This is a genomic window from Rufibacter sp. JT3400010 (assembly GCF_054956755.1).
Genome location: NZ_JBUDXA010000001.1, coordinates 236893 through 252330 on the forward strand (window position 1 = coordinate 236893; position 15438 = coordinate 252330).

The 15438-nt window shown below is 49.2% G+C and carries 13 protein-coding genes; 2 read left to right on the forward strand and 11 right to left on the reverse strand.

The annotated features are described in order from the left end of the window. Positions 1-158: 158 nt before the first annotated feature. Positions 159-1220, reverse strand: a complete 1062-nt coding sequence (gene holA / locus ACY0JR_RS00975) for a DNA polymerase III subunit delta (RefSeq protein ID WP_462631921.1) — start codon at positions 1218-1220, stop codon at positions 159-161. Positions 1221-1499: 279 nt separating this feature from the next. Here holA and tyrS point away from each other — a divergent pair, with 279 nt between their 5' ends. Further along, positions 1500-2804, forward strand: a complete 1305-nt coding sequence (gene tyrS / locus ACY0JR_RS00980; RefSeq protein WP_462631922.1) for a tyrosine--tRNA ligase — start codon at positions 1500-1502, stop codon at positions 2802-2804. Between the two features lie 165 nt (positions 2805-2969). Here the strand turns inward: tyrS and ACY0JR_RS00985 are convergent, their stop codons facing one another. Both ACY0JR_RS00985 and ACY0JR_RS00990 read right to left on the reverse strand, forming a co-directional pair. Continuing rightward, entirely contained in the window at positions 2970-3158 is a 189-nt protein-coding gene (locus tag ACY0JR_RS00985; RefSeq protein ID WP_062545226.1) for a histone H1, read from the reverse strand. Positions 3159-3270: 112 nt separating this feature from the next. Next, on the reverse strand, positions 3271-4509 hold the full coding sequence (locus ACY0JR_RS00990) for an aminotransferase class I/II-fold pyridoxal phosphate-dependent enzyme (protein WP_462631923.1): 1239 nt from the start codon (positions 4507-4509) through the stop codon (positions 3271-3273). A 203-nt stretch (positions 4510-4712) separates the two neighbouring features. On the opposite strand from ACY0JR_RS00990, the gene accC reads away from it, so the two are divergent. After that, positions 4713-6218, forward strand: a complete 1506-nt coding sequence (gene accC / locus ACY0JR_RS00995; protein ID WP_462631924.1) for an acetyl-CoA carboxylase biotin carboxylase subunit — start codon at positions 4713-4715, stop codon at positions 6216-6218. Positions 6219-6534: 316 nt separating this feature from the next. On the opposite strand, the gene bshB1 is transcribed toward accC, so the two are convergent. The 8 genes from bshB1 to ACY0JR_RS01035 form a co-directional block, all read right to left on the reverse strand. Beyond that, positions 6535-7263: a bacillithiol biosynthesis deacetylase BshB1 gene (bshB1, locus tag ACY0JR_RS01000; protein WP_462631926.1), complete on the reverse strand. Its 729-nt coding sequence runs from the start codon at positions 7261-7263 to the stop codon at positions 6535-6537. Between the two features lie 9 nt (positions 7264-7272). Next, positions 7273-8199, reverse strand: a complete 927-nt coding sequence (locus ACY0JR_RS01005) for a peptidoglycan DD-metalloendopeptidase family protein (RefSeq protein WP_462631927.1) — start codon at positions 8197-8199, stop codon at positions 7273-7275. Between the two features lie 237 nt (positions 8200-8436). Further along, a complete protein-coding gene (gene trxB, locus ACY0JR_RS01010) occupies positions 8437-9378 on the reverse strand; it encodes a thioredoxin-disulfide reductase (protein WP_462631928.1) in 942 nt (313 codons plus the stop codon). Positions 9379-9744: 366 nt separating this feature from the next. Beyond that, a complete protein-coding gene (locus ACY0JR_RS01015) occupies positions 9745-10608 on the reverse strand; it encodes a sigma-70 family RNA polymerase sigma factor (RefSeq protein ID WP_048920485.1) in 864 nt (287 codons plus the stop codon). A 200-nt stretch (positions 10609-10808) separates the two neighbouring features. Continuing rightward, positions 10809-12959, reverse strand: coding sequence for a polyribonucleotide nucleotidyltransferase (pnp, locus tag ACY0JR_RS01020; RefSeq protein WP_462631931.1), 2151 nt, complete (start codon positions 12957-12959; stop codon positions 10809-10811). Positions 12960-13101: 142 nt separating this feature from the next. Further along, complete coding sequence (gene rpsO / locus ACY0JR_RS01025) at positions 13102-13377, reverse strand: 30S ribosomal protein S15 (protein ID WP_181306458.1); 276 nt, start codon at positions 13375-13377, stop codon at positions 13102-13104. A gap of 113 nt (positions 13378-13490) precedes the next feature. Further along, the gene (locus ACY0JR_RS01030) at positions 13491-14900 is read right to left on the reverse strand and encodes an LptF/LptG family permease (protein WP_462631933.1); all 1410 of its coding nucleotides are present in this window, start codon (positions 14898-14900) and stop codon (positions 13491-13493) included. A gap of 95 nt (positions 14901-14995) precedes the next feature. Continuing rightward, positions 14996-15391 carry an START-like domain-containing protein gene (locus tag ACY0JR_RS01035; protein ID WP_462631934.1) on the reverse strand — a complete coding sequence of 132 codons (396 nt, stop codon included), beginning with the start codon at positions 15389-15391 and terminating at the stop codon, positions 14996-14998. Positions 15392-15438 lie beyond the last annotated feature (47 nt).

Consider the following 15438-nt stretch of genomic DNA (forward strand, 5'->3'; position numbering starts at 1 on the left):
CCGCGAAGGCCAGTCCTTCAAAATTAGAAAAAATGCAACGAAAGTGACGAGCTTATTTTACCAAACTGTCCTTTGCCCTGAACGAATATATAGTAGTTTTAGCATGTAACCCTACTAGATAAATTCCTGTTTCGGGGCTTGTTTCTGTAAACCGGCCTTTAAACGGTTTTTTGCAAAACGGGCACCTGGTGCAGCATCTTAAACACCAGTTCTTTGAGAATAGCCGCGTCTGACATGGCCCCGCCTTCAATGCCTTTGCTCTGCAAATCTGCCTGATGAATAAAGCCGATGATCTGCAACACGCGCCGGTAGGGATAGGCCCTGAGCGCCTGCAAGTACTCTTTGGCCAGGAATCCGCGGTTACCCAGCTCCTTCGCCACCGTCTGTTCCGTAATCTGCGGCAGCAGGTGCAACGTCATCAGCTTGGAGAAAAAAGAAAACAGCAGTACCAGGTTAGGGATGAGCGGATTGTCCTTCGGGTTGGATTCAAAATAGTTCAGGATGCGGTTGGCCTTGAGAATGTCTTGCCGCACCAGGGCATTCTGCAGTTCAAAAATGTTATATTCCTTACTAATGCCAATATTGTCCTGCACCATTCGTTCATCAATGGTCTGGCCCGGTTTCAGGTTTATGGCTAATTTCTCAATTTCATTGGCTAAACGGGACAAGTCTGAGCCAATGAATTCGCCCAACATCATGACCGCCTGCGGGGTAGCCAGCAGGTTTTTGCTTTTGATGAATTGGGTAATCCAGGCGGGCACCTGGTTGTCATACAGCTTTTTGGTGGTGAGGAACACCGCCTTTTTGCTCAGCAGTTTGCCCAACCGCTTGCGCCCGTCCACTGATTTATGCTTGTGGCAGAACACCAGAATGGTAGACGGCAATGGGTTGTTCAGGTAGGCATCCAGCTGTTTGGCGGCCGGGTCTTTCTCGGGGTCAGCTTCCAGGTTGGGCAGGTTCTGCGCTTCCTTCACAATCACTACCTGCCGGTCAGACATCATGGGGAACCGTTTGGCTTGCAGCAGCACGGTAGGCACATCGGTGTCTTTGCCGTACATAACCACTTGGTTGAAGCCCTTCTCCATGTCATTCAAAGCATGCTGCTCAATGTAATCAGAGATAAGGTCAATATAATAGGGTTCATCGCCCTGCAAAAAATACAAGGGCGCGAATTCACGGTTCTTCAGTTGCTTCAGGATATCTTCTGCGGTAAGCGCCATGGAGGTAAGTTGATGGGAATTGAAGTGGAACTCCAAAGTTACCCATTTTTAGTTTTTTGTTGGCAGTTATTAGCTTTTAGTGTTCCTTCTTCAAACACCTTTTGAAATCTGTTTTAAGCCCCCTTTTCAGAAATCAGCTCCCAAACAAATACTATCAGGATAATGGCTTACACGTTAAATTGATGGTCAGCTATCTGAATCAACCTTCCACTAAAAACGAACAACTATTAACGGACAACTAAAAATGGGTAACTTTGACCCAGGTAAAATTGACGTCACATGAATTTAATTGAAGAACTGCGTTGGCGCGGCATGTTGCAGGATACCATGCCCGGCACCGAAGAACAACTGAACGCAGGCATGACCACGGGCTACATTGGCTTTGACCCTACGGCCTCCTCGCTGCACATAGGCAATCTGGCCACCATTATGCTGTTGGTGCATTTACAGCGCGCGGGCCACAAACCCATCGCGCTGGTGGGCGGAGCCACCGGTATGATTGGCGATCCTTCGGGCAAATCCGCGGAGCGGAATCTGTTGTCTGAGGCAGTGCTGCGCGACAACCAGAACGGCATCAGAAAGCAACTGGAGAAGTTCCTGAAGTTTGAGGGCGTAGAGAACGCAGCCGAGATCGTGAACAACTATGACTGGTTCAAGGAGTTCTCTTTCCTGGATTTCCTGCGCAACGTGGGCAAGCACCTCACGGTGAACTACATGATGAAAAAGGAGTCTGTGCAGAAGCGGATTACCGCCCAGGAAAGCGAAAACGGCGCCGAAGGTCTTTCCTTCACTGAATTCTCTTACCAGTTACTGCAAGGCTACGACTACTACCACCTGTACAAACACAAGAACGTACGGCTGCAGATGGGCGGCTCTGACCAGTGGGGAAACATCACCTCGGGCACCGAGCTCATCCGGCGCATGGAAGGCGGCAAAGCGTTCGCGCTTACCACTCCCCTGGTGACCAAAGCCGATGGCAGCAAGTTCGGGAAATCTGAGAGCGGAAACGTATGGCTGGACCCAACCATGACTTCGCCCTACAAGTTCTACCAGTTCTGGCTGAACGTAGCCGATGAAGAAGCCGAGAAACTGGTGAAGCGGTTCACGTTGCTGACGCAGCCTGAGATAGAAGCGTTGGTAGCCGAGCACCAGCAAGCCCCGCACCTGCGCGTGCTGCAGAAAGCTCTGGCCAAAGAAGTGACCACCACCGTGCACTCCGCGGAGGATTACGAAAGTGCCGTGGAAGCCTCGCAGATCCTGTTCGGGAAAGGTGACCTGGAAACGCTACGCAACTTACCAGAAGACACATTGCTGGCCGTGTTTGAAGGCGTTCCCCAGATTGAGGTGTCCAGAGAAAGTTTAACTGCCGAAACCCAGTCGGTAGATTTTCTTTCTGAACTCACCCAGAACCAGATTTTCGAGTCTAAGGGCGAAGCGAAAAAAATGATTCAGAACGGCGGGGTGAGCATTAACCGGCAGAAAGTAGGCAAACCTGACGAGGCGCTTTCCCAGGACTTCCTGCAAGGCAAATACCTGGTGGTGCAGAAAGGAAAGAAGAATTACTACTTGGTGAAAGCTGTGTAGCACTGCTTTTCTCAGCGTTTGAATACGTAAAAGCCTCTTGCTTCTGGCCTGTTTTCTCTTAAACAGACCAGAAGCAAGAGGCTTTTTAATGAATAACATCGGCACAAAAAAAGGCGGGGTTTTATCCCCACCTTTCTTCTTAATATCTTATTTTAAAGCAACTTACTATTTAGCAGCACCTTCGCTGTTCTTCATGTCCTGAACTTCCTTACGGATATCTTGGGCCATGTTTTTCAGATCTTGCATGCCTTTTCTTACACGGGTACCGGCGGCTGAATTCTTCTTGTCATAGAATTTCTCAAAATCGCCTTCCAGAGAAAGAACCAGATCCTTAAGTTTGGAAAAATTGTTCATTAGAGCTTGTTTAAATGGTTTAACATGTTGTTTAATGGCTCTAATATAGGAATTTTAAAATAAGGTGCAAAAAATATAAGCGTTTGTATTATTTTATTAACGATGCTCCTTTCTAGGCCGTTACCGATGATTTAGTATAAAGTCCTTTATCTAGCTTCGCGGAGATTGCTTCAAAAGCGGCAATGGTTTCGGCCACGTCTTCTAAGGTGTGGGCGGCGGTTGGGATAAGGCGCAGCATAATCACGTCTTTAGGTACCACCGGGTACACCACAATAGAGCAGAAGATGTTGTAATTCTCACGTAAATCCAGCGTAAGAGCGGTGGCATCTGGTATTTGGCCGTTCAACAACACCGGTGTTACCGGAGAGTTGGTGGTACCAATGTTAAAGCCTTTCTCCCGTAAACCTGATTGCAGCGCGTTTACCACTTTCCAGAGGTTGTCTTTCAGCTCTGGTTTGGTACGCAACAACTCCAGACGCTTCAGGGCGCCTACTACCAAGGTCATGGGCAGAGATTTGGCGTAGGTCTGCGAGCGCATGTTGTAGCGGAGGTATTCAATTACTTGCTCATTGCTGGCCACAAACGCGCCAATGCTGGCCATAGACTTGGCAAACGTAGAGAAGTACACGTCAATACCATCCTGCACGCCTAAGAACTCACCGGTACCGGCACCGGTTTTTCCCATGGTGCCAAAACCGTGGGCATCATCAATAAACAACCGGAAACTGTATTTCTCTTTGAGGGCAACCACTTCTTTCAGGTTACCCAGATTACCGCTCATGCCAAACACCCCTTCGGTGATGACCAAGATGGCGCCGCCGGTTTCATTAGTGAGGCGGGTAGCGCGCTGTAACTGTTTCTCCAGGCTCTCCATATCATTGTGCTGGTACACGAAGCGCTTGCCTTGGTGCAGACGTACGCCGTCAATGATACAGGCGTGTGACTCGGCATCATACACAATCACGTCATGGCGGTCTACCAGGGCATCAATGATAGAAACCACGCCCTGGTACCCGAAATTGAGCAGAAACGCATCTTCTTTTTGCACGAATTCGGCTAATTCACGCTCTAAACGCTCATGGTTATTTGAGTTACCAGACATGATACGGGCCCCCATCGGCAAAGCCATTCCAAACTCAGCGGCAGCATCAGCATCGGCTTTACGTACTTCGGGGTGGTTGGCCAGGCCCAGGTAGTTGTTCAAACTCCAGGTGAGCACTTGCTTGCCCCTAAAGGTCATGCGCGGAGCAATCTCGCCCTCCAGTTTAGGAAACGTAAAATACCCGTGCGCATAGTGAGAATGGCTGCCAAGCGGTCCGCGGTTGGCTAATAACTTTTCAAATAAATCCACTTTAGATAAGTTTAAGGCGGTTAATGATGTGAAAGCCGTGATAAGCCTTCTGTAATCAATAAAATAGAAACCTAAAAGGTAGGCAAATTTACATTGAATGTTCTCAATTACAAAGTCATGGTCAGAATGGCACTGCAAAAACGCCTTTTAACTTTGAATGGAAAGAACTTTCTTTGAAGAACGAACCCAAAGTACTTGCCTACATGAAAAAAATTGAAAAGCTGCTGGTGGCCAACCGCGGAGAGATAGCCTTGAGAGTGATGCGTTCTGCCCGCGAGATGGGCATCAAAACGGTGGCTATCTATTCTGAAGCAGACCGTCAGGCCCTGCACGTGCGCTACGCCGATGAAGCCGTGTGCGTGGGTCCGCCCGCTTCCAGCGCTTCCTACCTACGTGCCGATGTAATCCTGGATGTTTGCCAACGCTTAGGGGTAGACGCCATTCACCCGGGCTACGGTTTTCTTTCTGAGAACGCTGCTTTCGCCCAACAAGTAAAAGATGCCGGTATCACTTTCATAGGCCCCTCGCCCGAAGCCATTGAACTGATGGGCAGCAAGCTGGCCGCCAAAGCCGCCGTGGCGCAGTACAACATTCCTATGGTGCCCGGCACCGAGTACGCCATCACCGACCTGGAAGAAGCTAAGGTCATAGCCACCAACATCGGATTTCCTATTCTGATCAAAGCCAGTGCAGGCGGCGGCGGAAAAGGCATGCGCGTGGTAGAGCGGGTTTCTGAGTTTGAGGAACAGATGCAGTTAGCCGTAAGTGAAGCAACCTCCGCCTTTGGGAACGGGGCCGTTTTCATTGAGAAATACATCGGCTCGCCGCGCCATATTGAGATACAGGTGTTAGGTGATACCCACGGCAACATTGTTCACCTGTTTGAGCGGGAATGCTCCATTCAGCGGAGACACCAGAAAGTGATTGAGGAAGCACCTTCGGCGGTTCTTACCCCCGAGCTGCGGGCCGAGATGGGCCGTTGCGCCGTTGACGTAGCCAAAGCCTGTGACTATGTGGGCGCCGGTACCGTTGAGTTTCTGCTAGACGAAAACTTGAACTTCTTCTTCCTGGAGATGAATACCCGTTTGCAGGTGGAGCATCCCGTAACAGAGCAAATCACGGGACTGGACCTTGTGAAAGAACAAATCAAAATCGCGCAGGGGGCACCTCTCTCCTTCTCGCAGGAAGATTTAACCATCAACGGCCACGCCCTGGAGCTGCGCGTCTACGCCGAAGACCCTACCAATAACTTTCTCCCGGACATTGGAACCCTCACCACCTACAAACGCCCGCAAGGCTTAGGCGTACGCGTAGACGATGGCTTTGAGGAAGGCATGGAAATTCCTATCTATTATGATCCCATGATTGCCAAATTGGTCACCTTCGGGAAAGACCGGCAAGACGCTATTGACAAAATGATACGCGCCATTGATGAGTACCAGATCACCGGCATAGAAACCACCTTGCCCTTCGGGCGATTTGTGATGGAGCATGAGGCCTTCCGTTCCGGTAACTTTGACACCAAGTTCATCCAACGCTACTTCCAAGACCCATCCGTCCTCAAGCCCGCTCCTTCCCAGGACGAAGCCGAAATAGCTGCCGTTTTAGCCGCCCTTTTTGCAGGACAAACCAAGAAAATCACAGCAACAGCGTCACCTGCCACTCCCACTTCCGGCATGTCTGACTGGCGCAAAAACCGCCTGAAGTAATCTACTCTTTTGCAAATTGAATCCCTGCGCTTTAAGCTTTTTTTCCAGAAAACAGGCTTAAAGCGCAGGGATTTGTTATGAGAAATAATGGATTGTGCGTAGAGTTAGCGCTCTCCGCACCAAAGGACAGCCAATCTCCTGATTGGCATAATGGAAAAGCCATCAACACAGATACTCGTATCACCTACAGTTACTACGAGGTCTTTTGAGTTAGCGGTATTGTAAAGGTAAGCCCACCTGAAAACGAAGAATCCCTTTTGGGCTTACTTTCTTAAAAAAAGGCCCAAAAGGGATTCTTCGTTTCTTTTTGATTTATCTAGATCAGATCGAACAAGTTCTTTACTCCCAAAAAACGTTCTTTAGTAAAGCCTTCGCCGTAAGTGGTGCCAATGGCGTGACCAAGTTCCTGGGCGCGGGCCTCAATGAAGCGCAAAAACTCCGGCGAAGAAATGTAGGTAGCCGGCTCATTGCTGTTGGGGCTGTCCTGCGTGAAAAACTGGGTTTTAAACGCTCTGATCGCTTCAATTTTCTTGTCCCAGTAAGGCGTAATGTCTACTACCAGGTCAGGGGTAATGAAACGGTCCTGGATGTAGTGGTACACAGCTTTCGGGCGCCAGGGCTGCTGCTCAGTTCCGTTTTCGTCCTGCGTTTTGATTTGCCGCAAGCCTGCGTAAAAACAAGCTTCAGACACCAACTGGCTCCCCCGCCCGTGGTCTGGGTGACGGTCATAAACGGCATTCATCAGCACAATCTCCGGTTGGAACTTCCGGATGGCTTGGATCACTTTCCGCTGGTGTTCTTCATCATTCCGGAAAAAGCCATCGGCAAGGCCTAAGTTTTCGCGGGCATCTAATCCTAAGATCCTGGTGGAATCGGCGGATTCCTGGGCACGTGTTTCTGGGGTGCCTCTGGTGCCAAGTTCGCCCCGCGTCAGGTCTACAATGCCTACCTTCTTGCCTTGGGCTTTGTGAGCCAACAGCGTACCAACGCAGCCTAACTCGGCATCATCTGGATGAGAGGCAAAGGCCAATAAGTCAAGCTTCATGTGTGGTTTTTATTTGATCCGCAGATTTCGTCCCAATTTCAGGGTTGTTCTGGCGGTAATGTTATTCAAACGGGTAATTTGAGAAACCGGCACGCCGTATTTACGGGCAATGGAACCCAGTACATCACCGCTTCTAACCTTGTGGTAAACCGTTCTTCTGGCTCTACTAGCGCCTGACGATGTACCTGATTTCTTTTTGGTTTTGCTATAGTAGCTGAAAAGCGCCGAGGTGATTTGGAAGTTCTCCCCTTTCAAGAGGTATTCAGGGAAATCATAGAGTTCCTCTGGGTCAATGGGATTTCCCGCGTAACGCACTTCATAGTGCAAGTGCGGGCCAGAGGACCGTCCGGTGCTACCGCCCCAGCCAATCAACTCCCCCGCCTTCACGTATTGCCCTACCTTGGCAATGGGCTTGCTCAAGTGGCCGTACAGCGTTTCCAGACCGTTCACATGGCGTACCACCAGGTAGTTGCCGTAGCCGCCGCCGTCCCATTTAGAAACCCGTACTACCCCGTCAAATGCTGTTTTCACAGAGTCGCCGGTATCCAGGTCCAGATCTGTACCATAATGCCAGCGGTAGCCCCTAAACCCGAAATCTGAGGTAATAGGAGTTTTTACCAGCGGCATTTTGTAGGGATGCCGTTTATCAAAGAGCGTAATGTTTACCGTATCTTTGATGGTGCGTCCGTCTTTGCGGTAGGGGTTCAGGTTTTGCGTGTCCCAGATGGCGTAGTAAGCCGCTATCTTCACCCAGGCGCTGTCATCCATCTGAATCTCTTCAGACATTTCCACAATGCTCTGCTCCCCAAGGTTCAAAGAGCTGGTGTCTTCACTTACAATGGATAATTTCTTCACCGGATTAAACTCGGCTCGGTTGGGTTTATCTTTGTCCTGTAAGGTCTCTTGCTTGACATCTACCGTCGTCTCAGGTTTCACCTGATTTATTCTGGGAGACTTCCTTCTGTATTCTTTCGTGTTTCTTTTTCTCTGCGCTTCGGCCAGGTGCCCGGTAAAGGTGAGGCAAGCGAACAGCAGGAAAAAAAGTAGCTTTCTTAGATACATTTAATCCGATTAATCACCAAAGTCCCAATTCCTTGGGTTCGGCTTTAAAACTGAACAAGCCCCTATTTTATTGCCTTGGCAACCCATAGGGGCTTGTTCTTCCTTTATTTTCTAATCTTCTAATGAAGCTAAATAGCGTTCGGCATCTAGGGCGGCCATACAACCGGTACCAGCGGCAGTTACCGCCTGCCGGTACACATTGTCCTGCACATCGCCGCAGGCAAATACCCCGTCAATGTTGGTCTTAGAGGTGCCCGGAATGGTTTTCAGGTAGCCGCTCTCATCATGCTCCAGATAAGGCTGGAAGATTTTGGAGTTAGGCTCATGCCCAATGGCCACAAAGAAACCGTTCACGGCAATGTCTCTTGTCTCTCCGGTCACGGTGTCTTTAATGCGAGCGCCTTCTACGCCGTGCTCACCCAGAATCTCTTCTGTCACACTGTTCCAAAGAATCTCAATGTTAGGCGTATGCTTCACGCGGTTCTGCATGATGGTAGACGCGCGCATTTCGTTTCGGCGCACAATCATGTACACCTTGGAGCAAAGATTGGACAAATAATGCGCCTCTTCACAGGCGGTATCACCGGCGCCCACAATGGCTACGTCCTGACCCCGGTAGAAAAATCCGTCGCATACGGCACAGGCCGAAACCCCGCTTCCGTTCAACCTGGATTCAGACTCCAGTCCCAGCCATTTGGCCGAAGCCCCGGTGGCGATGATGACCGTGTCTGCCTCAATCTCTTTCTGCTCGTCAATGGTCACTTTATGCGGCTTGCCGGAGAAGTCTACGGAGGTAGCAATGCCATAGCGTATGTCTGTGCCGAATTTAGCGGCCTGCTGACGGAAGTCTTCCATCATCTGCGGGCCATTTATGCCGGAGGGATATCCGGGGTAATTTTCAACGTCGTTGGTAATGGTCAGCTGACCTCCAGGCTGTAAGCCTTGGTACATAACCGGTTTAAGACCGGCACGTGAGGCGTAAATAGCGGCGGTATATCCGGCCGGGCCGGAACCTATGATCAAACACTTTACGCGCTCCTTTTGGTTATCCATATCAGGTAATAATTTGGGAGTGCAATATTACAAATTATTTTAAAGACACTGGCAGATGAGCCGGTAGCCTCCAAGGGCAATAAAAAAAGTTACAAGCCAGAATGTTTCAATATCAAGCTGTAAAGCTGAATACGCGTACAGCAGGTAGCTTTCAAATAGAACAAAAGACAGGAAAGAACAATTCTCTTGCGTAACACAATCTTTAGACAGGCCGCTTTGCCAAAGGTTTAACCTTCCTTTGTTTTCAAGGCATTTTCTCTAAAACTGCCCAAAAACGGGAGCTCTCTCTTTTTCTTCTACAAAGCCTAAAAAAGAAAAAGCCTTGGTTCCTGCTGAAACCAAGGCTTTCAAAATAATCTGGTAAACTTATCCTAAGTAAGGTTTTAAGGCCTTGCTGCGGGAAGTATGGCGTAAACGACGAATCGCTTTCTCTTTAATCTGACGTACACGCTCACGAGTTAGGTTGAACTTCTCGCCAATCTCTTCCAACGTAAGGGAGTGCTCACCGTTCAATCCGAAGTAAAGGGTAATTACATCTGCTTCGCGTTTGGTTAAGGTTGAAAGGGCGCGCTGTACTTCTTTGCGCAAAGAATCGTTCATGAGGCCGGTGTCCGGAGACTCTTCGTCTTCGTTTTCCAGAACGTCCAATAAACGGTTTTCTTCCCCTTGTACGAAAGGAGCATCTACAGACACGTGACGACCAGAAATCTTCAAGGTATCTACTACCTCAGCGGTAGTCAATTCCAATACTTCGGCAATTTCCTCTGGAGACGGCTCACGCTCAAACTTCTGCTCCAGTTCTGAAAAAGATTTAGAGATCTTGTTCAAAGAACCTACCCGGTTCAACGGAAGACGCACAATTCTGGACTGCTCGGCCAAGGCCTGCAGAATAGACTGACGAATCCACCAAACGGCATAAGAGATGAATTTGAAACCACGGGTTTCGTCAAAACGCTTGGCGGCTTTGATAAGACCTAAGTTCCCTTCGTTGATCAAGTCACCCAGGGAAAGACCCTGGTTCTGGTATTGCTTTGCCACCGACACCACGAAGCGGAGGTTGGCTTTGGTTAATTTTTCGAGGGCGAACTGGTCGCCTTCTCTAATGCGCTGGGCAAGCGTTACCTCCTCGTCTGGGGTGAGCAAGTCCACCTTTCCAATTTCCTGCAGATACTTATCTAAGGATTGGCTTTCACGGTTGGTAATCTGCTTGCTTATTTTCAGCTGTCTCATTGGAGTGTATTTCTATCTGTGTAAATCTCTGATTTGGTTGGCTGTTGGGATAACACTCTCCCCCTCTCCAAAAGTTCTCTCTAAATGAAAACACCTGCTAACTTGCGTGGTTTCAGGCTTGTTTTCATAAATAAACCCCAAAACCCGGCCACACGCGTGCTCTTGCAAGACGCATTTGGCCGGGTTAAGCGGTAATTTACTTAGTCCTTTTTAGGAGCAGACTCCTGACGCTCTGGGCGGGGCAGCAACGCTTTACGCGAAAGCTTGAACTTGCCGGTTTTAGGGTCAATGTCCACCAGTTTCACCTGGATTTCCTCGCCTAATTCCAACACGCCTTCCATGCTTTCCAGACGTTCCCATTTCACTTCAGAGATGTGCAACAGACCGTCTTTGCCAGGCATAAACTCCACAAACGCACCGTACGGCTGAATGGATTTCACTTTACCGGTATAGGTATCGCCTACTTCCGGAACGGCTACAATGGCTTTGATCTTGGAAACAGCCATCTGCATAGCATCCTGGTTCGTGGCGAACACGTTCACGTAGCCTTTGTCGTTTTTCTCCTCAATCTGGATAACCGCACCAGAATCACGTTGGATCTGCTGGATTACTTTACCACCTGGCCCAATGATAGCACCAATGAATTCTTTCTCAATGATGATATTAGTAGAACGTGGCGTATGCGGTTTGAAGTCGGCGTTTGGCTGCGCGATGGTTTTGTTCATCTCGCCTAAGATGTGCAAACGTCCGTTTCTGGCTTGCGCCAAGGCTTGGCCCAGGATTTCAAAGGAAAGCCCTTTCACTTTGATGTCCATCTGGCAAGCCGTGATTCCTTTAGAAGTACCCGTTACTTTAAAGTCCATGTCACCCAAGTGATCTTCGTCACCCAAGATGTCAGAAAGAACCGCAAAGTTGCCCGTCTCTTCGTCCATGATTAAGCCCATAGCGATACCAGAAACAGGGGCTGAGATCTGGATACCAGCATCCATCAACGCCAGGGTTCCGGCGCAAACCGTAGCCATGGAAGAAGAACCGTTAGACTCCAGAATGTCAGAAACAATACGGATAGTGTATGGATTCTCGTCTTCGGGCGGCAATACTTTCTTCAGAGAACGCATGGCCAGGTTTCCGTGCCCTACCTCTCTACGGCCGGTACCACGCATTGGCTTGGCTTCACCGGTAGAGAATGGAGGGAAGTTATAGTGCAGCATGAATTTGTTGTAGCCAGAGAACATGGCTCCGTCAATCATCTGCTCGTCTAATTTAGTACCTAAGGTCACGGTAGTCAAAGACTGAGTCTCACCACGGGTGAACACGGCAGAACCGTGCGCCGAAGGCAGGTAATTCACTTCTGACCAGATAGGACGAATCTCGTCCAAAGCACGACCGTCTAAACGACGACGCTCTTTCAAGACCACGTCACGCACGGCTTCTTTCTCCGCGTCATGGAAGTATTTGCCAATCAGGGCAGAATCATAGGTGTGATCTTCTGGCAACGAAGCCACAAATTCTTCTTTGATCGCTTTGAACGCTTCTTTGCGCTGGGCTTTCACGTTGTTACCGGAGGCGGCAACCGCATAGGCTTTGTCGTAAACCGCTTTGAAGATCAGGTCTTTCAGCTCCAGGTCATTGGTCTCGTGGCTGTACTCGCGCTTGGTAGTATTACCTACTTCCTGCGCCAGTTCAACCTGCACCTGCACTTGCATTCTGATGGCTTCATGCGCTACACGGATGGCTTCCAGCATGTCTTCTTCAGACACTTCGCTCATCTCACCTTCCACCATGGCAACGCTATCGGCAGATCCACCTACAATCAGGTCGATGTCTGCGCGCTTCAGGTCTGAAAGCAACGGGTTGATTTGGAATTGTCCGTCAATACGGGCAACGCGTACTTCAGAGATTGGTCCGTTGAAAGGGATATCAGAAACCGAGATAGCGGCAGAAGCGGCCAAAGCAGCCAGCGCATCTGGCAACACTTCCGCGTCAGCGGAGATCAGGTTGATGATTACCTGGGTTTCGGAATGATAGTCGTCTGGGAACATAGGCCGCAGAATACGGTCTACCAAACGGCTGATCAGGATTTCATAGTCAGAAAGACGGGCTTCTCTTTTCAGGAAACCTCCTGGAATTTTTCCAGAGGAAGCAAATTTCTCCTGGTAATCAACCGACAGAGGAAGGAAATCTACCCCTTCGCGGGCACCTACGTTAGATACTACTGTTGCCAGCAGCATGGCATTTCCGCATCTCACTACCACAGACCCGTCTGCCTGTTTGGCAAGCTTACCGGTCTCAATAGAGATATCACGGCCGTTGGCCATGCGGATTGTTTTAGTTATAGCGTTATATGACATCGTTCTTGAAATAAGAGGCATTCAAAGTAAAAAGGCACCCACAGGCAGAAAGCCCAGGGCGCTAAATGCAAGAAGGGAAAGCGGAGGCAATAAAAAAGATTAGGGAATCCAATAACCGAATTCCCTAATCTTTTTCTGTGAATTATTTACGTATGCCTAGTTCAGCAATGATAGCGCGGTAACGCGTGATGTCAGTTTTAGTAAGGTAATTCAGGAGTCTTCTTCTCTTACCAACCAACTTCAAAAGACCCAAACGGGTTGAGAAGTCTTTTTTGTTTGCTTTCAGGTGGTCTGTCAGGTGATTGATCCGGGCAGTAAACAGGGCGATTTGTGATTCAGCTGATCCGGTATCGGTGGCTGACTTAGAAAAACCGCTGGTTTGGAAGATTTCTTTTTTCGCTTCGGTAGTTAATTTCATTGCGTGTAACTGTACTTGTCTATTTTCGCAGTTCAGATTATAAGGCGCAAAGATAGCAAACAAACCCTATAATTCAAATATTTCACCAGAATAAAGAACGGATATTTCTTTTCCTACGCCTTGGCAGACCTGAACCGGGCGGTTAGTTTGCGCCAGAAGTCGAACTCCAACAGGTTGGAGTCATTGCGCGCCTGGTACAAAAAGAAAAGTCCAATGGGCAGCAAAATGAGGTTGGCCGCCCACATGCCCACCGCTACCGGCGCCACTCCTTCCCGGCCCCATTTTTCCCCTAGGATACTGAGCACATAGTAGACAATGAAGAAAGCGATGGAAATGATCACGGGCATTCCCAGCCCGCCCTTCCGGATGATGGCTCCCAACGGGGCGCCAATCAGGAACATGATGAAACAGGCAAATGCTTGGGTAAACTTGCGGAAGATTTCAATCTCATAGTTGTTGCGTTCCCGTTGAATGGTGCTCAATCTTGAAGCATAAGAACTGGTGAAGCTTTTCACGTTCCGCGCCGAGTTGGCGGCTGTCTGCACATCCTGCAAAGTTATCTCTGGCGTCAGCTTCTTGGCATCCACTTTTATCTTGAGCGAATCACTAGTGCCGAGCGTGGAAAAATGCGAGTAAAACGGCCGCACATTGGGCTCCAGCAACGTGGTTTCCTTGCTGATCTGTTTCTGCAGTGAATCTGTTACCTGCGTCAGCTGATTTATGTTCTTCATCATCTTGTTATCAGCGAACCACTGGGCATTGCTCCGGGTCATCTGGAAAGAAGACAAATTCACCACAATCTTGTTTTTGGTAAACGCCTGCCGCAGATAGCCCGTAGTCTGCCCAAAGCCATTGGAACTGCTAGGCCGTTCCTCAGCGAAGGTTTTGCCGTTGAACATCTCCAGCACCAGGTATTGGTCATTGAACTGGGTGTACATTTTCCCGGAGTCCGCCAGCATGACCACCGCATTCCCTTGTCCATTGGAATGGTCGTAGATCATGATGTCTTTCAAAGTCTGGCCGTCTTCAAATTTCTTCCCTACCCTAATGCTGCGGTTTGGCAGACCACCATAGAACGATCCTTCCTTTAAATCCAGGGATGGCTTCTTTTGCCGAATATCCCACATAAGACTGTACGCCTTCAGGTTGGCCTTGGGAACAATAGTGTTATGGAAATAGAAGGCCGAGATGGTGAGCAGCACGGCAAAGAAGAAAACCGGCCGCAAAGCTCTCACCAGGGAAATCCCTGATGTTTTGATAGCCGTTAGTTCATGGTGCTCCCCCAGGTTCCCGAACGTCATCAAGGAAGAAAGCAGAATGGCCAGCGGAAAGGCCATTGGGGCCAGGTTCAGGCTGAAGTAAAACAACAGCTCTGAGATAACGCCCACGCCCAGGTCTTTCCCTATCAGATCATCCAGATATTTCAGGATTACCTGCAGCAGCAGAATAAACTCTACCACGGCGAAGGTGAGAACGAACGGTCCTAAAAAGGACTTTAAAATAAGTTTGTCTAATTTTTTCATGTAGTGCTACCGCTTCCTCCAGCACCGGCCATAAGGTAGAAAGCCAGCTTTCACGGGAAAGTGGCCAAATTTACGAAAAGCGGTGCAAAGGCGGGCTATCCTCCTATCAACTCCCGTAACGTGAGCACTTGATTATCCCAGAGTTCGGTTAGTTGTTCAACGTCTCCCACGTCTGTGTAGTCTACCACCCGCAAAAATTGTTCCTGGGTTAACTCCCCTGACTCTATGGAGAAATCTATGTAGCTGTAGTCATGGGATGCCCCTTTGTTGGTTCCCGGAAAAGTAAACCGCACTGATTTGTTCATTCTATGGCTGGTCATTTCCGCAATGTGGTCCTGGTTGTCCCAAACCAGGTTGTACTTGCGGTCTCCAATCTGTTTGGCCGCATCACACAACCACTGCGCCAAACCAGAGGCCGTACTCAGGTACGGGTACAACATCTTAGGCGATGCGTTTAGAGGATACTCTCTCACAAACTTAATTTTACTCATAAGACAGTAAAGTTAAAAGGTAATAGGGTTCGTAAAGGTTGGGGGCG